This is a genomic window from Bacillus sp. BF2-3 (assembly GCF_008368795.1).
GTDB lineage: Bacteria > Bacillota > Bacilli > Bacillales > Bacillaceae_G > Bacillus_A > Bacillus_A cereus.
In genome coordinates this window covers 376,275-397,799 of sequence record NZ_QOSA01000001.1, presented here as the reverse complement: position 1 = coordinate 397,799, position 21,525 = coordinate 376,275, and the positions used below count along the sequence as shown (strand labels likewise).

The window sequence follows — 21,525 nt, the reverse complement described above, 5'->3', positions numbered from 1 at the left end:
CAATTGGGGTGCAGTTCAAAGTATTGGCTTTTTTATTTTTCTACAAACGTAAGGATTAATAAAATAGGGTGGATTTTAAACCAATCATTATAATAGATATAGGCTTATAATTGTGCTATATTCAATGGACTTATAGTGAATGTGGTAAAAAACTAATTTGGCATAGGTAGACGCAGCGTTAAAATTTATAAGTTTTTAATGTGATACTAAAAATGGATTGAAAATAAGGAGATAGATACATAATGGAATTTTGGGAATCAAGTTTTATCGAAAAACAAACGATGTGGGGATTTGAACCTACAGAATCTGCAATTTTGACAAAAGATTTTTTTCTTGAAAAGAACGTTAAGAATATATTAGTTCCGGGTATTGGATATGGAAGAAATGCAAAGGTTTTTATCGATAATGGTATAAATGTAACAGGTATTGAAATTTCGAAAACAGCGATCGATTTAGCAAGAGAAAACGGACTAGAAGATGTTAGTATGTATCACGGTTCAGTAAACGAAATGCCTTTTGATAATAAACTGTATGATGGGATATTTAGTCATGCACTTCTTCATTTGTTGAATGAACAGGAAAGAGAGAAATTTATTGAAGATTGTTATAATCAGTTAAAACCAGGCGGATATATGGTTTTTACAACTGTTTCTAAAAAAGCTCCCATGTACGGAAAAGGAAAACAATTGGATAAAGATTATTATGAGATAATGGAAGGTGTAAAAATGTTCTTTTATGATTCTGAATCTATAAAAAAAGATTTTAATCAATATAGATTAGTACAAGTTTCGGAAATTGATGAACCAAATAAGAACATGGCAAATAAACCTTCAATCAATTTCTTAATGATAAAATGTAAGAAAGAACGATAACTAAAAGTTATTAAGAATGATTAAAGATGTTTATATATTGATTATGCACAAATAAAAAGGACAAGCATATAATATAAATACCTTTTAACTTTAAGTAACCTTAACTTTCGTTAATAGGGTATCTCAAAATCCCCAAAAGAGCACTTGCGGAAACAAGTGCTCTTTTATTTTTTGTTTCATAAATATTTATAGTTGCAAATTTCGTGCAATAAAAATAAATCTGAGAGAAATAATCATATCTTTATTATACGATTATTTCTGAACTACAAACGATATAGCATTTGTTTTTAATTGAATGTGTCTTTCATTTCGAACAATATCATAAGCTAATTCTTTTATTTCAACTTTTAGTTCTTTCCATTCTTTATAAATGCTTTTTAAAGTACTTATCATTTCTTCGGTTGAAAGATTAATTTCAATTAAAGCTTCTAATTCTTCATTCGTTATTGAATCAATTTCTTGTATGTTAGAGTTAATAATTAAACAATTAATACCGTCGTTTTTTGTACCTCTTTTCATAGAGTGGAGTACATTTTTAAAATCTTCTTCTGATCTGACATGTTCTAAACTTGATACTGCAACGATATAATCATAAGCGTTAGAGTCAATATGATAGTTTTCAATTGCTGCTTCTTCTGTTTTTATAACCTCGAATACATCATGTTCTTTGCTATAAATTTGTAGCTTTGTTAAAGCGGAATTAAGTAAATCAACACATGTAACGGTGCCGCTAGTATTTTTTATTTTTTTTGCAATTGGAATGCTATTTCTCCCAACGCCAGAGCCAAGGTCAAGTACTTGCAAGTTGTTTTGTCCGTCAAAGTGGTTCATCAAGTCCATAACCGTTTTAACTGGTTTGAAAAGCCAAGAGCCAGCTTCAAACAGTTTATATTGTTCATAGCAAAGGTCGTGATATTTCTTTTCTTCTTGTCTTATGTAATCGATACGGTTCACATTGTTTCAGCTCCAATATTTTTATTGCAAAATGAATAGGTGGGACAGCCTTTAACATTTGTTTGAATTCGAAAAATACCACCAGCATGTGGATACTCTTTTAATTCGTTATCACTCATTCTTGTTCTGGCTGTTGTAACATATAAATCTGTTAAATTAGGCCCACCAAATGTACATGATGTTACATATAACGCGGGAATTGGAATGCTTAATATTTGTTCTCCAGTAGAGGGATTCCATCTAGTTATTTTTGAACCTCCCCAATGTGCAATCCATAAACAACCTTCTTCGTCAATTGTCATACCATCAGGTAGACCATCATTTTCAGAGAAATTGATTACATCACTTGGATTATGAATGTCTCCAGTACGTATATTATATTGATAGCGAACTACTTTTTTAGTAGGTGTATCTATAAAGTAAAAGTATGTATGATCAGGTGACCAAGCAATTCCATTTGATGTATTTACATGTGAAACTTTTTTCTCTACACTTAAATTATGATGTAAACAATACAAGGAACCTGCAGCATTCATACCGTATGTATCTGTAGAACCTGCCCAGAAACGACCAGCTGGATCACATTTTCCATCATTGAAACGATTTTCTATTAAATGTGGTTCAGGGTCAAAAATATGTGTCAGTTTTTCTGTATTTACATTAATAGAATAAAAGCCGTTTTCCATAGCTAAGAGTAGTACATCCTCTAAATATGGAACAACACAGCCAATTTGTTGATTGAGAACAATTACTCGGTTCGTATTAGCGGTAGGATTATATATGCATAATTTTCTCTCCATAATATCAACCCAATATAAAAGTTGCTTTTTTCCATTCCAACATGGTCCTTCAGCTAAACTTGCTTTAGCATCTAAAACTAATTCTATATTACTGAACAAGATGTTCACCTCGCGTTATAAGATATTAATATAATTCGATAAGAATAGAGGTAAACCTTTTAGTCAAAGGATATTAAAATTTATACTGTAGAAAAATGACCTTCTCAAGTGATTAAAAAAGTGTATAAACAAGGAGAGGAAAATGCATATGATGTTTTATGAGATTGTTTGCTTTTCTTGTAAGAATATATTTCGTGTTTACGAAGGCAGTGAAAAATATAAGCGATTTAAAGAGAAACCAAAAGGGGCATATTGTTGTGATGAGTGTAGCCACAAAATTCAATTAGAAGCGATAAAGAATTTTTTTAGATAATTTTACGATTTCGATTCGGAAAAGTTTGACAATAAAAGTGTTATAAATTATCATATTAAAAAACTAATATTTAAGGCATAGAAGAGAAGAGTAGTTAAGAAAGAATACGTACAGAGAGCTCTGGTAGCTGAGAAAGAGCGGTATACATCTTAATGAAAAAAGACTTGGAGCTGCGCAAGGAACTGATTTATTTAGGGATGGTGCGACGGGTTCTCCCGTTATAGAGATAGGGTATAAGCATATTTTGCCGTACCTGAAGAGGTTAATATGGTGACATATTAACAAACTGAGGTGGTACCGCGAAGCTAACAACTCTCGTCCTCAAGATGAATAATCTTGGGGGTGGGAGTTTTTTTGTTGCATAAAACTGGAAATGAGAAACAAAAAATAATTGAGGTGAGTAATATATGCATTGGGCGTATGAAGTAGCACATGAATTAATTAGGAAACATCCAAATAAAGAAATGTTTGTTTGTGCATCTGGAATTAGTCCGTCAGGTTCTGTTCATATTGGGAACTTTCGTGAAATCGTAACGACTTATTTCGTAGTAAGAGCACTTCAAGATTTAGGGAAAAAGACTCGTTTTATATTTTCGTGGGATGATTATGATAGGTTTAGAAAAGTTCCAAAAATATTGATCCATCTTTTGCAAAGTATATTGGTATGCCATACTGTGATATTCCAGATCCGTATGGATGTCATAACTCGTATGCGGAGCATTTTGAAAAAGAGTTTGAAAAATCGCTTCAAGCATTTGGAATTGAAGTAGAATTTATTTATCAACATGATGAATATAGAAGCGGAAGGTATAACGAAAATATATTAGAGGCCTTGTATAAACGAAAAGAAATATATGATATTTTAATGGGTTTTAAAACTAGAGAGTGTAGTGAAGAAGAGCGAGAGAGCTTTTATCCAGCTACATTATATTGTGAGAGATGCGGAAAAGATACAACAACTATTACACATTTTGATGAAGTATTAAAAACAGTCCGGTATGAATGTGAATGCGGAAATGAAAAAGAGTTATCCGTATTAAATACAAATAAAATGAAACTAAACTGGAAAATCGATTGGCCGATGAGATGGATGATAGAGGATGTTATTTTTGAACCGGGCGGTAGAGATCATTCATCAGAAACGGGTAGTTATAATGTATCAAAAGAAATTGCAAGGAAAATATTCAATCGAGAAGCGCCTCATTACGTTGCTTACGATTTTATTGGTATTAAAGGGAATCATGAAAAAATGTCTAGTTCTTCAGGGAATAGTATTACACCAAGCAATTTATTGAAAGTGTATATACCAGAAGTAATTCTCTTTATGTTTGCAAAATACAAACCAGGCGCTGCTTTTTATATTGGGTTGGATGAAGATGTGATTCGTAATTATACAGAGTATGAGCGATTGAAAGATAGTTATGAAAATAAAACGCTCAAAAATGAAGATTTATTTGATGCAATTAAAATCTCTAGAGTTGATAGTGAGATTAAAGAATATCCGAAATTTAATCAAGTAGCAGGAACGTTACCATTATTAAATTTTGATTCAACTATTTTACAGGGGATATTAAAGAAAATAGATAGGAGCTATGCATTAGATGAAATGAGAGCGATAAGTAATCGCGCAGAGTATTGGATAAGAAACTTTCAATCTGAAAAATTAATCGCGGTAAATGAGGAGAAAAATGCAGAGTTTTACTACACATTAGATGAAAGGCAGAAAGAATGGCTAGTAGAAGTTTGTAAAATACTTCGTTCTAATAAAGATTACTCTAACTTAATGGAGCAATTATATACGATTTGTCATCATGAAAATAAAAAAATAATGAAAGAAAATCAAAAACAATTATTCACTATTATATATAAGCTCATTATGAATCAATCAAATGGTCCTCGTATACCATTATTAATACATGTAGTAGGCATAGAAAATTTCATCACACTATTAGATTTCTAAAACACAGTTAAAAGCAACGCAAGTACCAAAATTTCTAAGTACTTGCGTTGCAAATTTTACTATCGTGAATACATTTTCGGACATTCATCACCACTTGGTTCATAAAAACAATGGCTTTTAAACTGTCCTACAAATGGCTGATTATACCATTCAGGCGGACAAGCTCCAACTGGACGGAAATACCAAAGAGCCCATCGTGCAGGCCAGCGCCATTGACCTTGTAAAACTTTTCGTGCGATTTCTTTTTCTGATTCACGAGCACGTTGATAAAAATATCCATATTGTACTGCTTCAAATCCGCCGGGGCTTTGATATACAGCGTCTCGTACGGTACGGAGTTGTTTAAAATCTAAGCAATCACAAAATACACGGTTTACTACAACGCATCCAACTAACTCCTCACCTTGGCGACCTTCGCCTTCAGCTTCAGCACGAATTAATCGAGCTAGTAAATCAACATCACTTTCGTTGTATGGAATAAGGGGCATAGTGATACCACCTTTCTGTTATAGTAAAGAGTGTATGTTATAAAACAATCTGCGTGCTTTTTTACATAAAAATAACATTTAATTTTAAGAGGAGCTTGTATAAAAAAAGCTAATTAGTAATAGTAGATAAATATAAAAGGGAGAGGTATTATGTATCGAATTCATAAAGACCATATTATTTACGCGATGTCATCAGAGAATAAACCATGTATGGTGTAGTTTTGAAATAAAGTTGCGATGCTGTATCTCTTTAATCAAAGAATTGTAAATATATGATCAAACTTTTTTATAAAACATAAACCTGCTGGATAAGAAACCATTTGGATTAAACTTTTTTCAAAATGGTTTCTTTTTATTCAACATAGAATACGGTTTAACACAATATTTTTAATCAAACTTTATTTTAAAGCCACACATTGCTTTTTCTTATGGTGAATTTGTTTCTTAGTTATTTCCTGCATTTTATATCATTCACCAATCATGTAATGTTAAGGGAGATGACAAAAGAAAGGAAGGATGTACAAATGAGTATAGTAAAAAACGGAACATTGCAAGTAATTGGAGCAAGCATCTATTATGAGGTGCGTGGCTCGGGTCCAATTCTTCTTTTGATTCATGGTGGGGGTGGTGATGCCGACAAGTTCCATAATATTGCCGACCATCTTGCTAAATGGTATACCGTTGTTACTTACGATCGTCGTGGTCATTCCCGTAGCAATCTCGTCAATAAAACTGAGGATTACCATGTGCAAACACATAGTGAAGACGCTCACCGGCTGCTAGCCAATTTGACCAATGAACCGGCTTATATATTCGGAAGTAGTTCTGGTGCTGTCATCGGACTTGATTTGTGTATACGCCATCCTGGGCAGGTACAGTTACTAATCCCACACGAACCGGTTTTATTACAACTTTTACCTGAAAATGAGTTGAAGCAGGCTATAAATTTCATGGAAGACCTTAAAGGGAATCATAAAAGTGAGGTCATGAAGTTATTGTCAAATATCGATGATAGCAATTCCGGACTATCGAAGGATATGCTAACAAAGCGACTACTCGGCAATTCGTTTTATTTCACTGAGTATGAAATCCCGGGAATTCTCAGCTATACTTTAAACATCGATGCATTAAAGCGCTCATTAAAACCTGCATCGATACAGGTACGTCCAGCCGGTGGAAGTATTTCACGAGAATTTTTTCCTTACCATTGCGCATTCAACTTGGCAGAACACCTCGGAACAGAATTCGCAGAGTTTCCAGGAAACCATGTGGGCTATAACACAGTGCATCATAAAGAGTTTGCTGAGAGGTTACACGAAATTCTTGAGAATTAATCCGGAAACGTATCAATCGGTAGTGTATGAGCACACCAAAGAGTTATAAGACACTTCGTAATTTAGGGTTTTGTCTTTATGTCTAAATTATAATACGATGCATGTTGTTCAAGAAAAGGGCGCGTTTGTTGAAGAATAAAGATAGAAAATGACCAAACTTTTTATAGTATAGAAACTTAAATTTGTTAGATAAGAATTCATTTTGATCAATCTTTTTTCAAAATGAATTCTTCTTGTTTACCATAAATTACGAGTCTGTGAGGTATGTTTAATCAAAGTTTATTTCAAAGCAACATATGGAAGTAGAAATTGGGAGTCGTCTTATATTTGGAACATATGATTGCTTTGAGAATCAAATTGACTCTGAAGATGTTGCGTTTCAAGAATTTGATTGAAACCGAATTAATCCGACGACTGGACCTGTATATATCAGTGGTGCAGAACCTGGTGACATATTAGCTGTAACGATTGAAAAGATAAAAATTGCAGAGCAAGGTGTTTTAACTACAGGGGTGAACCTTGGCGTAATGGGTGAAGATCTACATGAAAATACAATAAAAATCGTCTTAATACATAATGAACATGTTTTGTTTTCAAATGAACTAAAAATTCTGATTAATCAAATAATTGGTGTAATTGGTACTGCACCGAAAGAAGAGAGCATTTCATGTGCCACACATCAGCTGCCGGTGATTTAAAAGTTTGTCAAGTTGTGGATCCACTTAAAACGGCACGAATGGAACTAAGTATGGATTATGTGGAGAAGCTAGGTTTTAATTGCAGTAACTTTCATATTAAGTAAGAATAATAGAAGAAGGATACTTTTGTATAAAAGCATCCTTTTTTTAATTTACGGATTTTGTGAAAAGAGGTAGTATTTATTTTATATAAGTATATTTGAGATTGTGGATTAAAAAGGAGTTCAATAATGGTCAAAATTATGATTGTAGAAGACGATATGAAAATTGCAGAACTATTATCAACATATGTTGCGAAATATGGTTATCAAGGAGTTATTGTATCGGACTTTCAAAATGTATTAGACATTTTTTTAGATGAACAACCAGAGTTAGTTTTATTAGATATTAATTTACCGAGTTTTGATGGTTACTTTTGGTGTCGTCAAATTCGTAGTGTTTCTACATGTCCGATACTATTCATTTCGGCTCGTGAAGGTACGATGGATCAAGTTATGGCGTTAGAAAACGGTGGCGATGATTTTATTCCGAAGCCTTTTCATTATGAAGTTGTAGTGGCGAAAATTCGTAGTCATTTAAGACGTGCATATGGAGATTATGCACCGAAACTAGAAGAGCGAATGATTGAGCAACAAGGCCTTTGTTTATATCCTGAAAGACTTGTATTGAAACTTAGAAACGAAGAGATTGATATAACGAGAAACGAAGCTATTTTATTAGAGACATTAATGAAAAATTATCCGCGTGTTGTGAGTAGGGAAGTGTTGTTAAATAAATTATGGGATAGCGAATCTTATGTTGATGATAATACATTAAGTGTAAATACAACACGTGTGCGTAAAAAGTTACAAACGTTACATATAGAAGGTGCGATTGAAACGATTCGTAGTGTTGGATATAGATTGCATATTACTTGGGATACTGGTATAGAAAAATGATAAGGTTGTTTATACGTGATCATATACCACTTATTTGCTTTACTATAATTCAACTACTAGCTATATTTCTCGTATATTGGTTTGATGGGCATAATCATATTACAACGGCGTTATATGCAATGTTTCTAGGTGTTTTCTTTATGGGAAGTTATTTAGTGTTTCGTTATTTTACACATCGTTCTTTTTATGAGCGCTTAGCAAACCCGATGCAATCTTTGGATGAATCTGTTCAAAAATCTGATTTTGCAGCTGTATCGGCTGCTCTTCAAGAACTACTTGAGGTGCAATATCGACATTATCAAAATCAGCTGCAAATGCAAGAGAGAAAAAATAATGACCATTTAACCTTTATGAATCAGTGGATTCATCAAATGAAAACACCTTTATCTGTAATAGAATTAATTACACAGGATGAAGTAGATTCACGTTTTGAAAGTATAAATGAGGAAACTGATCGATTAAAAAAGGGATTAGAAATGGCTCTGTATGTCGCACGTTTAGAAGCATTTACACAAGATTTTTATGTAGAAAGAGTACAACTATATAAAATAGTGAATGATTCGGTACATGAGCATAAACGGTTCTTTATCCGGAATTTTGTATATCCAGAGCTTGAAATTGATAAGGACATTACAGTAGAAAGTGATGCGAAATGGTTACAATTTTTAATTGGACAAATACTATCGAATGCGATTAAATATTCATCTGGTAGTAGAGAGAAGATTAAAGTGAAAGCTTGTAAGGAAGGTAATAATGTTATACTTGAAATTGCTGATAATGGTGTAGGAATACCGAAGCAAGATTTACCAAGAGTGTTTAAACCTTTCTTTACAGGAGAAAATGGTAGAGATTTTAAAGAATCAACTGGAATGGGGCTATATCTCGTACATGAAATTACGAAGCAATTAGGACATAGTGTAGAAATCCATTCAGAAGTTGGTAAAGGTACCGTTGTACGTATTAAATTTTAAATGTGTAAAAATGACTCAGGCTAAAGAACTTTTGAAATAAGTTTTTTAGCCTTACTTTATATGGATTAAATAAAATGATATAAAAGACTGGTATGATCCTAATAAAAGGTCGTGTAAGTATGTGTAATGACACAATAATAAATAAGGCTGTTAAATGAGAGGTTTTTAATAATTTATTAATATTTAAATAGTTTTTTGTAAGAAAAAAGCTCGCCCTTTGATAGAGCTAGCTTCATGAATTTTAATTAAGTAAACAAACTTAATAATTTATATCCAATTAATCCTAAAATAGTGATAGGAACCATCATTAAGAAAGAAGAAATTCGATTAGCATTAGAGCGTTCTAATACAAGAATCAAGATAATCCCGACTATGACTTCGGTATATCCAACAGGTAACATGTGACTATAGTCTTCAAAATTTAAAAGAATATGAAGTCCATCCGTTACAAAAACGCCACTAATAAGCGCGCTTCCGAATTTATGAAGTGGATCCGTAGTATCTTTCCATAGAAAACCTGCAACTCCAAAGATAGTTCCTCCTATACATGCACATACAATCCATACGGATATAAAATAAATAGAGTGAGCTACATTTTTAATAACTATTGCATAACCATAGTAGCCTAATACCATACCGAGTAGTGCAAGGATACCAGAAAGTATAGCTGTACGCTTAGAATAACTAAAGCTAGCCACAAAAAAGGATGGAACTAACCAAACGCTTCCTAGATTAGCTAATGAATTCCAATGTCCAGGAAGTATACCTTGCCCCAATTTAGTTAGTATACCAACAATTATCCCTACTATAATCGGGACGAGAAAAATCCTTAAAAACATATTTAACTTTGTGATTTTTAATGTCCTGTCCATAAATTCAATCCTTACATTAATATTTTCTGTAAAAATATAATAGCTTATTATAAGGGAATAATCAATAAAAATTTATCGAAAAACAATAAGTGATTATTGGATAATGAATAACATTTTGTTTTTATACAAAATTTATCCCGCTTTAATGGGCAGTAAGACCCCCACCTCAAAATTCAGCGAAAGCAAAGAAATTAGGTGGGGGTCGGGCTGCCCATTAAAGTCCGATTGGTTCAACTAATAATCAGTGGGGATGAAGAAAACCCCCACTGATTAAAGTTTCACTTTATATAATAGAGAGTGCTTAGAAGTTTACTACTGGGGAAATCTAAAGGACGTATTACAATCAATGTAACTTGTGCTTATTCAACATGAAGTTAAGGAATGATAAATAAACCTAAAAGAAAGCAATCTTTTTAACAGCACATATAATTGCATTTACTCATACAGTACTAGTATGGTACAATATGGTTATTAACGACGGAAAGGAATGATGGGTGGACGATGATTAACTAATCTTATTTTTAAATGTTGAAATTCAATAAATTTCAATTTCTAAAAAATAGGATTAGTCTGCCCAATTTCCATACAACGGTATTGCTATTTATATTGCGCAATAGCTTATTTGGGTATAAATAATGTAATGACTAATCCTGCCAAATTTATTTGGGAGGATTTTTTATTCTCCCTTAATGAAAGGGATCGGTATTTATGAAAGAACTATTAAAATTAAATGATGTTTATGTTGAAATAAAAGAAAATATGTTGTTAGAGAAAATGAATGTGACAGTAAAACAAGGGGATGTTATCGGATTAATCGGTAAAAATGGTGCTGGTAAATCAACGTTACTTCAATTAATAAATGGGAAGATTGAACCTTCAAAAGGTACTGTTGAATGGATGCAAATGAATATGACAACAGCATATGTTGAGCAAGAAATAGAATCTTTTATTAGTAATGATGTAATTGCAAAAGAAGCAGAACTTCTTGCAAAATGGGGCGTGCCAACGAACGATTTTCATACTTTAAGTGGTGGTGAAAAGCTGAAAATTCGATTAGCAAAAGGATTTGCTGAAAATCCTAATGTCTTAATATTAGACGAACCGACAAATCATTTAGATGAGATCAGTACGGGATTTCTCATTAAACAAATAAAAAACATGAAAGGTACAGTTATCGTTGTATCGCATGATCGATATTTTTTAGATGTTGTCGCAACAAAAATATGGTCAATTGAGGACAAAAAATTAATTGAGCATAGTGGTAATTATACGAGCTACATGAAAGCACGTGAGCAAAAAAGAAAGTCGCAGCAGCGTGAATATGAAAAGCAGCAAAAAAAGATAGAACAAGTAGAAACACATATAAAAGAATTGAGTTCATGGTCACAAAAGGCACACGCACAGTCTACAAAACAAGAAGGTGTGAAAGAATTCTATCGTGTAAAAGCGAAGCGAATGGATGCACAAGTGAAGTCAAAACGAAAACGACTTGAAAAAGAGCTGGAGAAAGCGAAAGTAGAACGTGTGAAAGAAGAGTATTCAGTTGAGTTTTCTATTCAAGCGAACAAAAAAGTAGGAAAACGTTTTTTAGAAGTGAAGCAATTAAAAAAAGACTTTCATGGGAAAGTATTATTTGAAAACGTTAATTTTACAATTCAGCACGGTGAGAAAGTTGCGATTGTTGGACCAAACGGTAGTGGGAAAACAACATTACTGAAGATGATTATGGGAACGGAAACTGCTGAAGGAGAAATATGGATTTCACCATCTGCGAACATCGGCTATTTAACACAAGAAGTTTTTGATTTACCGCTTGATAAAACACCAGAAAATTTATTTTTTAAAGAGACGTTTGAAGAAAGAGGAAAAGTCCAAAATTTAATGAAACATTTAGGGTTCCAAGCTTCTCAATGGAAAGAGCCGATTGAGCATATGAGTATGGGAGAAAGAGTAAAATGTAAGCTAATGGCTTATATTTTAGATGAAAAAGATGTACTCATTTTAGACGAACCGACGAATCACTTGGATCTACCTTCACGTGAACAACTTGAAAATACATTAGCTGAGTATAACGGAACATTAGTAATTGTATCTCACGATCGATATTTTTTGGAGAAAACAACTAACACAAAACTCGTGTTTTCAAACAATACGATACAAAAGCAGCTAGAAGAACCTACGAAAACAAGAGATGATATTGAAGAGCTACGTTTAACGTTAGAAACAGAGAGACAAGAAGTACTAGGGAAATTAAGCTTTTTAACTTCTAACGACAAAGAATATAAAGCACTGGATGAACGGTTTATGGAACTTACGAAGCAGATTAAGGCACTATAATGTATTTGTAAACGTGATTAAGGGGGATGGTTACATTCCCATCAAGCTAATCAAGTAAATTACTAGATACGAAATGCTTCTTGTTTCAAAACTAGTAAGTGATAAAAAAGTAGGCATGCTAAAGAAGCCTATTAAAAAGTGATTTTTCGCTAGGCAGCTTGTCTATGCTTCACCGTCGTGTTATACACAATCCCTAGAATATCAAAGACGTTCATATTCTTATGTCTATGATATTTACGACCGTTCTTTTTGAGCAGTTGATAAAGGCGATGCAGAATTTTTAAAAGTTCTTCTGTGCCAACGGCTATCGCTTGAAACAGTAAAGGAAAGTAATCTTTAATCATATAAATCGCTTTGTATTCACTCAGTTCCTGCTTTTTCTTTTCAAGCAGAAACTGTCGCATTTGAAACATTGTAGAAGAACAAAGGAGAATACCTATGAGTTGCCCATATAAATGACACTCTAGGTGTTCTCTTTTTATATTTTTACATTCATCAATTTCAAAGAATGACTTCCGCGTTTTAAACAAAATTTCAATCTGCCAACGAAGTGAATATAATGAATGCACGTAGTTCGTCGGTACTTCTTCTAGCGACGTGTTCGTGATATATACATTCATGCTCATTAAACGTTTACTTTTATCCTTCATGACAATGCCTTTCTTCTTTTCACGTATTGCTTGGTTTTTCAGACGTATTTGCGTTTGATCATCGGTTAAACGATGGATAATAACACGTGCTGGAAGTTTCTGATTTTGACCAATGTATGCCTCGGGGATTTCCATCGTTTCACCAGGGATTAGACCAGACAGCATTTGTGTCATATCAAGCTGGATGTATTCCGTTTGCTTTTTTAACGTACCATTGTTGTAATATTGGCTTACGTTAAGCTTGTGAAAAAAACATATTCATGTATAATACAATTGATGTATGATACATTAGTTGTAGGAGGGTGACCTATTTGAAAAGAGAAGATGCCTTAAAACTAAGAACAGATATTAAGAAAATGATTATAATAACTGGGGTTTTTGAATCTCAAAATTTGCCCAATGGGCTATTTGAAAAACCTTTACCAACTTCTCAAATGATGGCGTTAGAGGAACTAGAGGTGGAAAAATTAACTGTTTGGCAACTATCCAATAAACTTAGATTAGAGACTTCAACTGTAAGTAGATTGGTAGATAAGTTAGTAAAAAAGGGGCTTATTTATCGTGAAGTAAATGAAAAAAATAGAAGAGAACTTTTTCTGCACCTCACAGAAAAAGGTCACATAACTGTTAATTGCTTAAGAGAGCAATCCATTACATTTTATCAAAGTATTCTCAATAATTTATCAGAATCAGAACAAAAAATAGTTGTGGATGGTTTTGAATTATTTATTGATTCTATTTCTAAGTCTTTTGATTAGAGTGAGGTAAATCATAACATTTGGAGGGTAAAATGAGTTTGGATTTTGAACGTCCTATTATTGAATTAAAAGAGAAATTTGATGAATTAAAGAAAATTATGAAAGAAAATAATGTAGATTTATCGCCAGAAATTCATGTATTAGAAAAACGTTTAAATAAAATGCAAGATAAAATTCATTCTAATATTACACCTTTTCAACGAGTTCAAATTGCAAGGCTACGTAACCGGCCCACGACATTGGACTATATACCTTTATTGTTTACAAACTTTCTCGAACTTCATGGTGATCGATTATATGGTGATGATAAAGCAATGATAGGTGGTATTGCAAAATTTAAAGGGATGCCCGTTACGGTTATTGGTCATCAAAGAGGTAGAAATACAAAGGAAAATATAGAAAGAAATTTTGGAATGGCACATCCAGAAGGTTATAGAAAAGCGCTAAGACTTATGAAACAAGCTGATAAATTTAATCGCCCTATTATTACATTTATTGATACAATAGGCGCCTATCCAGGGAAAGGGTCTGAAGAACGTGGAATTTCTGAAGCGATAGCTCGAAATCTATTTGAAATGGCTACACTTAAAGTGCCAATTGTTTGTATTGTAATTGGAGAGGCATCAAGTGGTGGAGCTCTTGGCATTAGTGTCGGTAACCATATCCATATGTTAGAGTATTCATGGTACTCGGTAATTTCGCCAGAAGGAGCAGCATCTATCCTATGGAAGGACGCTAAGTATGCTCCAGAAGCTGCTGAACATATGAAAATTTCAGCAAAAGATTTAAAACATTTAGGAATTATTGATGAAATCATTCCTGAAATTAAAGGTGGAGCACAAAATGATATAAAATCACAGGCAAAAGTGATTGAATCTGTAATCGAATCATCTCTGAAAAAATTGATACTATTATCCTCGGAAGAGCTTATACAACAGCGGTATGAAAAGTATAGACAAATAGAGAATTATAAATGAAAATATTTAAAGTCCGTATTACATTTCGGAGGATTCTCGCGAAAAAATTCTAAATATTTCGTAATCAGCTTCTTAAACTGGGATATGCTGATACTATTACTCTACAAAAGGTGTGTGATCGGTATGGAAAAGGAAAATTTGTTCAAATGGATGCATTATCACATACCCATCAACTTAAGAAATTGATTGTTCCCGAAAACGAAAAAATGAGCTGAATTCTCATAAATAACTGTAAAAAGGTGAAAATTTCGGTATGGGGGTATCTCAAAAGCTTAGGTTGATGGCAATGGGGGATGGTCATGGAAATAGAAAATTCCGCTAAGTTATTTAGGCTAGATTGTGGTGAAATTTACTTACAAGAGTTTTCCACTAAAGATGCAGAGAGTATTTATAACATATCCAATCAACCGGAAATAGAAAAGTTTTTACCGGACTGGAAATCGACGAAAGAACAAAGGGTTAATTGGGTTGTAAATTATGAAATACCAGAAAATAAAGCGTTTCTTCATGCAGTGAGAACTACGACTAACATAGATGATCACATATTAAGACTAGGAATATTTAAGAAAACCACAAATGAATTTATTGGATGGTGCTGCACAGGTATGAAAGAAGAACTCCCTTCACCAAACAGAGAGATAATGTATGCTATCTCAAATGAACATCAAAATCATGGCTATGCTACAAAAGCGACTAAAGGTTTAATTGACTTTTTGTTTAAAGAAACAAATTTAAATGTCCTTAACGCAATTGCTTTAATTAACAATGTAGCATCAAATAAAGTTATTGAAAAATGTGGGTTTATTTATAAGAGCCAACAGAGGATAGAAAATCAAATATATAATCATTATATATTGAGAAGATCTGAGTGGATAAAAATATAACGTTGGGTAGTAAAAGACCGATAAAGCAATCGGTCTTTTCTCATTTATATAATAAAGGTTTCATATACTTTGTATTTCCTGCTACTATACAATTATTATAAGATAGTTATGCGTTAATTTCAGTTTAAAAAAAGTTTTATTATCAGTTTTTTTAGAAATCTTACAAGCGTGTAAGATAAATGAAAGACGAATCAATATGAGCTGTAAGACAATTCATTTACACTCTGTTATGAGACGTGCAAATGAAGGGAGAATATACATGGAAATTTTACATGCAAAAAGTATTAGTAAAGTATATAAAGGGAAAGTACCTTATAAAGCATTAGTTGATATTGATTTATCAATTCAAGAAGGTGAATTTGTAGGGATTATGGGGCCATCTGGTAGTGGAAAAACAACGTTATTAAATATGGTATCTACTATTGATTCTCCATCATCGGGAGAAATTTTAATAAATGGCACAAATCCTTTCCAATTATCATCAGAAGATTTAGCGTTATTCCGCAGAAAACAATTAGGATTTGTTTTTCAATCATTTAATCTTCTTAGCACACTTACTGTAAAAGAAAACATCGTATTGCCGATGACTTTAGATGGTGTTTCCGTGCAAGAAATGAACAAGCGATTGGAAGAGATTGCAGAGAAGTTAAATATTACAGATATCTTGAATAAAAGAACATTTGAAATATCAGGGGGACAAGCTCAAAGAACAGCAATCGCTCGTGCGATCGTTCATAAGCCGCAATTATTACTTGCAGATGAACCAACAGGGAACTTGGACTCTAAATCTTCAAATGATGTAATGGAGATGCTTGATACTCTAAATAAAGAAGAAAAAGCAACGATGATGTTAGTTACACATGATCCGTATGCAGCGAGCTTTTGCAGCCGAGTAATCTTTATTAAAGATGGTCAACTATATAACGAAATTTATTGTGGTGAAAGTAGGCAAACTTTTTATCAAAAGATTATGGATGTCCTTTCTTTGTTAGGAGGAAAAAGGCATGACTTTTCGTCAGTTCGCATTTAATAATATTTTTCGCAATAAGCGTACATATGCTGCTCATTTTTTAAGTAGTGCATTTTCTATTATGATTTTCTTTACGTATGCTCTTTTATTATTTCATCCTGATTTACAAGGTGAGTTGAAATCGACAAGTGCAACAATAAGTGCATTTGGTACATTGGGATTTTCAGTTTCGCAAGGATTGATTTTTGTATTTTCATTTTTCTTCATTTTATATTCAGTTAGTTCGTTTTTAAAAACGCGTAAGAAAGAATTTGGCGTTTTAATGATGCAAGGTATGTCAATGAGACAGCTTAAAAAGTTATTGTTAATTGAAAATATGTTAATTGGTTTTGGTTCAATATGTATAGGTATTCTTATTGGACTCATATTTTCTAAACTAGTTTTATTAATAAGCGCAAGTGTATTAATGATTAGTAACGGCTTGCCTTTTTATATACCAGTACAGGCTGTATTATTAACAATCATTACATTTCTGTTCTTATTTTTAATTGTTTCGCTAGTAACATTTAAAATGATAAAAGTTACAGAGCTTGTGGAACTGATTCAAGCAGGAGAAAAGCCAAAACCTGAACCAAAATCGTCAATTTTATTATCAATTTTTTCTTTATTTAGTATAGGGTATGGCTATATTTTAGTATTTCGCTTTATCCCAAATCATAGTTTTATTGTGCTAGGAATAGGAGTATTCCTGGTGATTATTGGAACGTACTTTTTATATACACAGTGTAGCGTTTATATATTGCATCTTGCTAAAAGGAGAGAAACTTTCTTTTTAAAGAGAACAAATATACTAACATTTTCAGAATTAATTTATCGTATGAAAGATAATGCAACAATGTTTTTTATAGTATCTATTATATCAGCAGTTGCTTTTACAGCAATTGGCACGACAGCTGCTCTTGGAAATAAAGATTTAGTAAGGATGACGAATCCGTATACATTACTATACATGGCTCCTGAAAACAACAAAATAGCGGATAAACATCTCTCTATTATAAAAAACCATCTGGCTGATGCTAATATTCCGTATCGAATGGCTTCATCTTCATATATATATACAGAAAGTAATGTATATGTAATGAAATTAAGTGAATATAACGAACTTGCGAGAGCGCTAGGGTATCAACAAGAAACGATTGAAAAAGAAGATGAAATGTTATTAATTCCTGGAATGGTATCACAAAAACAAGAATTTAAAAATGGTGATTATAAGAAGAATATTGAAGTCATTCAAGGCGATTGGACAAAGACATTTCATGTGAAAAAAACTGTCGATAATTTAGTTTTGCCACATGATACGAAAGGGATATATATTGCTATTCAAGATCATGTATATGATGGAATTCCACTTAATAGTGGTCCAGATAATGAAGATATTATTCAATATCGTACTTACGGATTTGTTGTAGATGATTGGATAAAAACGAAAGAGGTTTCAAACCAATTAAATAATATATTTGATCAAGAACCTAGAGATATACATTTTGAATTTAGAGCACTAACAATAGAGTTGTTAAGTGCAAAACAAACGAATGGGTTATTACTTATGGCTAGTGTTTTAGTCGGAATCGTTTTCTTCACATTTGCTGCTAGTTTTATTTATTTCCGATTATATACTGATTTGAATCGTGATCAACAGCAGTATAAAATGATTTCGAAAATGGGGTTAAGTAAACGGGAGCTAAAGAAAGTTGTAACGAGACAGTTATTATTAATGTTTTTCTTACCAATTGTCGTTGCAGTAATACATACTGTAGTCGCTTATATGGCATTACAACAATTAGTCGATTTTTCTATTCTAAATAGCTCTATCGTCATTTTAATTTCATTTATATGTATACAAGTTTTATATTTCTTTATAACTCGTTGGCGTTATTTACAAAAGCTTCATAAGACAATGGAACAATAGAGAAAATCAGCAAGTAAGATTGCAGAAAAGCATGTAAAAAAACAATTTGAAGTTATGGAAGGAACTGTGATGAAAAAACAATTATCTATTTTCATATTAAGTATATTATTGTTATTAAGTGTAAGTGCATGCTCTAAAAACGAAAACAGATTTCCAGCTAACGGTGTGTTAATCATTGGAGATGAGAATCATACTGGAGCAATTATGAATCGTTATAAGGAAAACACGAAAGAACAGGAAGCTTTTGCAGTGAAAACAGGTAGATTTGACCAAAAAAGGGTTCTGATAATAAATGAATCTACTGCACAAGCGATGATGAATGCAAAGCTTTTTCGTAAACGTGATCAAGCATCCCTTTCTAAAACGTTAGATACGTTGCCGAATTTTCCAAAAGAAAGTTCCCTATTATTTATAAATGAAGAAGAAAAGAATATAAAAAGTATTGAAATAGAAGGAAACAAGATACCTGTTACATATGGTAGTGATGCTTGGCTTGGCAATAAACGTGACTATGGAGCACTATGGTATATCGTTGTGGTGAAAAATAGTGTGTATAAAGAAATAAAAGCAAATGAAACGAATATGCAACTTCTACACTTGAAAAAGTCATTAGGTGATGAAAACCCTAAAATATCGACAGATAATACGTTGATTAATGAAAAAGTAAAAGTAAGAAAGTTAATTGAAGGTTATAGAGATGAGGTATCAATTCAGTTTGTAACGATTGGAGAAAAATCTTAAAAAAGAGCTCGAGGTTGATGGATACTTTATCAACCTCGAGCTCTTTTTAATACCGTTTAAATAACTTACATTACTTCATTTAATCGAGTCTCACTCGTTTCTTCAATCGCATTTGAATTTTGAACTGAATTATTTTGTGCTTCTTTTTCTTTACGAGCCTTTTGTAGCATTTCAAGTATAATCCATAAAGGAACACCTTTATCTTTTAGCATCTTCCATAAATCTAATTCATTAAATTTATGCTCAGGTTGTTTCATTTCTTTTTCAGATAAACGAATATCAAATTTGATGGAATCATTTGATTTTTTATCTTCAAGTTTAGTAGAAGAGATAGTATTATGCTCAAGATGAGATGGAGTTATTTTAGTAGGTTGAGATAATGTATGAATATTGAATCCGATTTGCATGCCTTTTCCTCCTTTTCAAGCAATGAGATTAGTTTTCTTATGGTTTTTAAATCTTTTTAACATGAGGAAACTATATCTAATTATAAATCTAAATAAATAGATTTACAAGTTATATTGTAAAAAGTAAATATTTGCTTGAATTAATATTTATCAACAGTTGTATATGTTTTCTATATATACAATGTATATAAAATAATTTACATTATGTTTAAGTTGTTAAATTATTCTGTTAATTTTTTCAGGAAGAAAAATGTAAACGTTTTATTAGGGGGGAGAAAGTATGGGGAAGTTATTTTTAAAAATATGTTTTTTTGCATTAGTGACCGTATGTTCATTCGCAGCGAAAATATCATACGCTGAAGAGAGGCAACAAAATAATTATCCTATCATATTGGTGAATGGATTTGCTGGATGGGGTAGAGAAGAAATGCTTGGCGTAAAATATTGGGGTGGTGTTCATGATATACAGGAAGATTTGAAACGAAATGGTTATACGGTACATACCGCAGCTGTTGGACCTGTTTCTAGTAACTGGGATCGTGCATGTGAATTGTATGCACAAATTAGCGGTGGGACAGTAGACTATGGTGCAGTCCATGCTGAGAAACATGGACATAATCGTTTTGGCAGAACTTATAGTGGTTTTGCGCCGAATTGGAGTGAAACAAATAAAGTTCATTTAGTTGGACATAGCATGGGTGGACAAACGATTAGAACATTAGTACAGCTATTAAAAGAAGGTAGTTTTGAAGAAAAGAATTATGTGAAAAATCACCCAGACACCAAAATATCACCACTATTTGAAGGCGGAAAATCATACGTTCATAGTGTTACAACATTAGCAACCCCTCACAACGGTACAACACTTGCGGATGGTAGTCTTCTACTGCCGTTTGTTAAAGATTTACTCATTACAGCTGCAAGCTTTGGAGGAAACAATAATTTATCATTATATGATTTTAAATTGGATCAATGGGGTATAAAGAAGAATGCTGGAGAGTCCTTTTTCCAATATAGTAATCGTATTCTAAATAGTTCACTTTGGAAAAATACAAAAGATATAAGTCAATGGGATTTAAGTACAGATGGTGCAAAGGAGTTAAATAATTGGGTAAAGACGCAACCAGATGTGTATTATTTATCCTATAGTGGACATGCATCACAAGCAGCACCTATAACAGGTTTACATTTGCCTCATATAACGATGAATAAAGTGTTAATGGGAAATGCATTTTTCTTAGGTTCTTATGCGAGATATGAAGAAAACCGTCCGCTAGTTGATACTTCTTGGTGGCAAAATGATGGTGTAGTAAATACAAATTCTATGATTGCACCATCTTCTAATGTTACTGTAAATAATAATGAGTCATTACAGATTGGAAAATGGAATCATATCGAAACAAAAGCGAATTGGGACCATCTCGACATGATAGGGTTAAGTGTTTCAGACTCGTTAGGTTTTTCTAGCATTCAAGAGTTTTATAGAACAATTGCTGAAAAGCTATCACGTTTACCGAAATAGGTAATAATAAA

The 21,525-nt window shown here is 32.6% G+C and carries 18 protein-coding genes, 3 pseudogenes and 1 other annotated feature; of the genes and pseudogenes, 15 read left to right on the top strand and 6 right to left on the bottom strand.

Translation table 11 applies throughout. The annotated features are described in order from the left end of the window. Positions 1-242: 242 nt before the first annotated feature. Positions 243-872, top strand: coding sequence for a class I SAM-dependent methyltransferase (locus DN401_RS02165; RefSeq protein WP_000397612.1), 630 nt, complete (start codon positions 243-245; stop codon positions 870-872). A gap of 252 nt (positions 873-1,124) precedes the next feature. Here DN401_RS02165 and DN401_RS02160 read toward each other — a convergent pair whose 3' ends face one another. Together DN401_RS02160 and DN401_RS02155 are read right to left on the bottom strand one after the other, a co-directional pair. Further along, positions 1,125-1,826 (bottom strand): class I SAM-dependent methyltransferase, encoded by a 702-nt coding sequence (locus DN401_RS02160; RefSeq protein ID WP_001079453.1) that lies wholly within the window; start codon positions 1,824-1,826, stop codon positions 1,125-1,127. Then, the gene (locus DN401_RS02155; protein ID WP_000492433.1) at positions 1,823-2,725 is read right to left on the bottom strand and encodes an SMP-30/gluconolactonase/LRE family protein; all 903 of its coding nucleotides are present in this window, start codon (positions 2,723-2,725) and stop codon (positions 1,823-1,825) included. The genes DN401_RS02160 and DN401_RS02155 overlap by 4 nt, the downstream gene beginning before the upstream one ends. Positions 2,726-2,867: 142 nt before the next feature. Between DN401_RS02155 and DN401_RS02150 the strand changes: the two genes are divergently transcribed. Beyond that, the gene (locus tag DN401_RS02150; RefSeq protein WP_000551042.1) at positions 2,868-3,038 is read left to right on the top strand and encodes a DUF2197 domain-containing protein; all 171 of its coding nucleotides are present in this window, start codon (positions 2,868-2,870) and stop codon (positions 3,036-3,038) included. A 69-nt stretch (positions 3,039-3,107) separates the two neighbouring features. Beyond that, positions 3,108-3,364 (top strand) — a binding site (T-box leader). A gap of 81 nt (positions 3,365-3,445) precedes the next feature. Continuing rightward, a pseudogene (gene lysS / locus DN401_RS02140) lies at positions 3,446-4,998 on the top strand (lysine--tRNA ligase). 59 nt (positions 4,999-5,057) lie between these two features. On the opposite strand, the gene DN401_RS02135 reads toward lysS, so the two are convergent. Beyond that, complete coding sequence (locus DN401_RS02135; protein ID WP_001128402.1) at positions 5,058-5,486, bottom strand: cell wall hydrolase; 429 nt, start codon at positions 5,484-5,486, stop codon at positions 5,058-5,060. Between the two features lie 524 nt (positions 5,487-6,010). On the opposite strand from DN401_RS02135, the gene DN401_RS02130 reads away from it, so the two are divergent. From DN401_RS02130 to DN401_RS02115, 4 genes and pseudogenes are all read left to right on the top strand, one after another. Then, entirely contained in the window at positions 6,011-6,820 is an 810-nt protein-coding gene (locus DN401_RS02130; protein ID WP_000029414.1) for an alpha/beta fold hydrolase, read from the top strand. 296 nt (positions 6,821-7,116) lie between these two features. Continuing rightward, positions 7,117-7,622, top strand: a pseudogene (locus tag DN401_RS02125) (acetamidase/formamidase family protein). A gap of 126 nt (positions 7,623-7,748) precedes the next feature. Then, the gene (locus tag DN401_RS02120) at positions 7,749-8,456 is read left to right on the top strand and encodes a response regulator transcription factor (RefSeq protein ID WP_000239008.1); all 708 of its coding nucleotides are present in this window, start codon (positions 7,749-7,751) and stop codon (positions 8,454-8,456) included. Then, positions 8,453-9,427: a sensor histidine kinase gene (locus DN401_RS02115; protein WP_002164532.1), complete on the top strand. Its 975-nt coding sequence runs from the start codon at positions 8,453-8,455 to the stop codon at positions 9,425-9,427. The genes DN401_RS02120 and DN401_RS02115 overlap by 4 nt, the downstream gene beginning before the upstream one ends. A gap of 245 nt (positions 9,428-9,672) precedes the next feature. On the opposite strand, the gene DN401_RS02110 is transcribed toward DN401_RS02115, so the two are convergent. Then, positions 9,673-10,299 (bottom strand): DUF6518 family protein, encoded by a 627-nt coding sequence (locus tag DN401_RS02110; RefSeq protein WP_000376271.1) that lies wholly within the window; start codon positions 10,297-10,299, stop codon positions 9,673-9,675. Between the two features lie 708 nt (positions 10,300-11,007). On the opposite strand from DN401_RS02110, the gene abc-f reads away from it, so the two are divergent. Next, positions 11,008-12,636 carry a ribosomal protection-like ABC-F family protein gene (gene abc-f, locus DN401_RS02105; protein WP_000661372.1) on the top strand — a complete coding sequence of 543 codons (1,629 nt, stop codon included), beginning with the start codon at positions 11,008-11,010 and terminating at the stop codon, positions 12,634-12,636. Positions 12,637-12,785: 149 nt separating this feature from the next. Here abc-f and DN401_RS02100 read toward each other — a convergent pair. Continuing rightward, a pseudogene (locus DN401_RS02100) lies at positions 12,786-13,514 on the bottom strand (IS4 family transposase); the annotation flags it as partial. 83 nt (positions 13,515-13,597) lie between these two features. Between DN401_RS02100 and DN401_RS02095 the strand changes: the two are divergent. The 6 genes from DN401_RS02095 (at position 13,598) to DN401_RS02070 (ending at position 19,585) form a co-directional block, all read left to right on the top strand. Beyond that, positions 13,598-14,044 carry a MarR family winged helix-turn-helix transcriptional regulator gene (locus tag DN401_RS02095; RefSeq protein ID WP_000817658.1) on the top strand — a complete coding sequence of 149 codons (447 nt, stop codon included), beginning with the start codon at positions 13,598-13,600 and terminating at the stop codon, positions 14,042-14,044. 32 nt (positions 14,045-14,076) lie between these two features. Next, positions 14,077-15,021 carry an acetyl-CoA carboxylase carboxyltransferase subunit alpha gene (locus tag DN401_RS02090; protein ID WP_000050722.1) on the top strand — a complete coding sequence of 315 codons (945 nt, stop codon included), beginning with the start codon at positions 14,077-14,079 and terminating at the stop codon, positions 15,019-15,021. 299 nt (positions 15,022-15,320) lie between these two features. Then, on the top strand, positions 15,321-15,905 hold the full coding sequence (locus DN401_RS02085) for a GNAT family N-acetyltransferase (RefSeq protein WP_000402112.1): 585 nt from the start codon (positions 15,321-15,323) through the stop codon (positions 15,903-15,905). A 259-nt stretch (positions 15,906-16,164) separates the two neighbouring features. Further along, entirely contained in the window at positions 16,165-16,935 is a 771-nt protein-coding gene (locus DN401_RS02080) for an ABC transporter ATP-binding protein (protein ID WP_000404283.1), read from the top strand. Further along, on the top strand, positions 16,910-18,844 hold the full coding sequence (locus DN401_RS02075; protein WP_000144159.1) for an ABC transporter permease: 1,935 nt from the start codon (positions 16,910-16,912) through the stop codon (positions 18,842-18,844). Before DN401_RS02080 ends, DN401_RS02075 begins: the two co-directional genes overlap by 26 nt. 69 nt (positions 18,845-18,913) lie before the next feature. Continuing rightward, the gene (locus DN401_RS02070; RefSeq protein ID WP_127063976.1) at positions 18,914-19,585 is read left to right on the top strand and encodes a lipoprotein BA_5634 family protein; all 672 of its coding nucleotides are present in this window, start codon (positions 18,914-18,916) and stop codon (positions 19,583-19,585) included. Positions 19,586-19,650: 65 nt separating this feature from the next. Here DN401_RS02070 and DN401_RS02065 read toward each other — a convergent pair whose 3' ends face one another. Then, on the bottom strand, positions 19,651-19,992 hold the full coding sequence (locus DN401_RS02065; protein ID WP_001165456.1) for a DUF3914 domain-containing protein: 342 nt from the start codon (positions 19,990-19,992) through the stop codon (positions 19,651-19,653). A gap of 280 nt (positions 19,993-20,272) precedes the next feature. Here DN401_RS02065 and DN401_RS02060 point away from each other — a divergent pair, with 280 nt between their 5' ends. Then, positions 20,273-21,514 carry an esterase/lipase family protein gene (locus DN401_RS02060; RefSeq protein WP_000517070.1) on the top strand — a complete coding sequence of 414 codons (1,242 nt, stop codon included), beginning with the start codon at positions 20,273-20,275 and terminating at the stop codon, positions 21,512-21,514. Positions 21,515-21,525 lie beyond the last annotated feature (11 nt).

Excerpts from the sequence above, each read along its gene's own strand:
- DN401_RS02110 (WP_000376271.1), bottom strand. The coding sequence starts at position 10,299 with ATGGACAGGACATTAAAAATCACAAAGTTAAATATGTTTTTAAGGATT.
- DN401_RS02090 (WP_000050722.1), top strand. The coding sequence starts at position 14,077 with ATGAGTTTGGATTTTGAACGTCCTATTATTGAATTAAAAGAGAAATTT.
- DN401_RS02135 (WP_001128402.1), bottom strand. The coding sequence starts at position 5,486 with ATGCCCCTTATTCCATACAACGAAAGTGATGTTGATTTACTAGCTCGA.
- DN401_RS02085 (WP_000402112.1), top strand. The coding sequence starts at position 15,321 with ATGGAAATAGAAAATTCCGCTAAGTTATTTAGGCTAGATTGTGGTGAA.
- DN401_RS02070 (WP_127063976.1), top strand. The coding sequence starts at position 18,914 with ATGAAAAAACAATTATCTATTTTCATATTAAGTATATTATTGTTATTA.
- DN401_RS02060 (WP_000517070.1), top strand. The coding sequence starts at position 20,273 with ATGGGGAAGTTATTTTTAAAAATATGTTTTTTTGCATTAGTGACCGTA.
- DN401_RS02165 (WP_000397612.1), top strand. The coding sequence starts at position 243 with ATGGAATTTTGGGAATCAAGTTTTATCGAAAAACAAACGATGTGGGGA.
- abc-f (WP_000661372.1), top strand. The coding sequence starts at position 11,008 with ATGAAAGAACTATTAAAATTAAATGATGTTTATGTTGAAATAAAAGAA.
- DN401_RS02115 (WP_002164532.1), top strand. The coding sequence starts at position 8,453 with ATGATAAGGTTGTTTATACGTGATCATATACCACTTATTTGCTTTACT.
- DN401_RS02120 (WP_000239008.1), top strand. The coding sequence starts at position 7,749 with ATGGTCAAAATTATGATTGTAGAAGACGATATGAAAATTGCAGAACTA.
- DN401_RS02080 (WP_000404283.1), top strand. The coding sequence starts at position 16,165 with ATGGAAATTTTACATGCAAAAAGTATTAGTAAAGTATATAAAGGGAAA.
- DN401_RS02130 (WP_000029414.1), top strand. The coding sequence starts at position 6,011 with ATGAGTATAGTAAAAAACGGAACATTGCAAGTAATTGGAGCAAGCATC.
- DN401_RS02150 (WP_000551042.1), top strand. The coding sequence starts at position 2,868 with ATGCATATGATGTTTTATGAGATTGTTTGCTTTTCTTGTAAGAATATA.
- DN401_RS02075 (WP_000144159.1), top strand. The coding sequence starts at position 16,910 with ATGACTTTTCGTCAGTTCGCATTTAATAATATTTTTCGCAATAAGCGT.
- DN401_RS02065 (WP_001165456.1), bottom strand. The coding sequence starts at position 19,992 with ATGCAAATCGGATTCAATATTCATACATTATCTCAACCTACTAAAATA.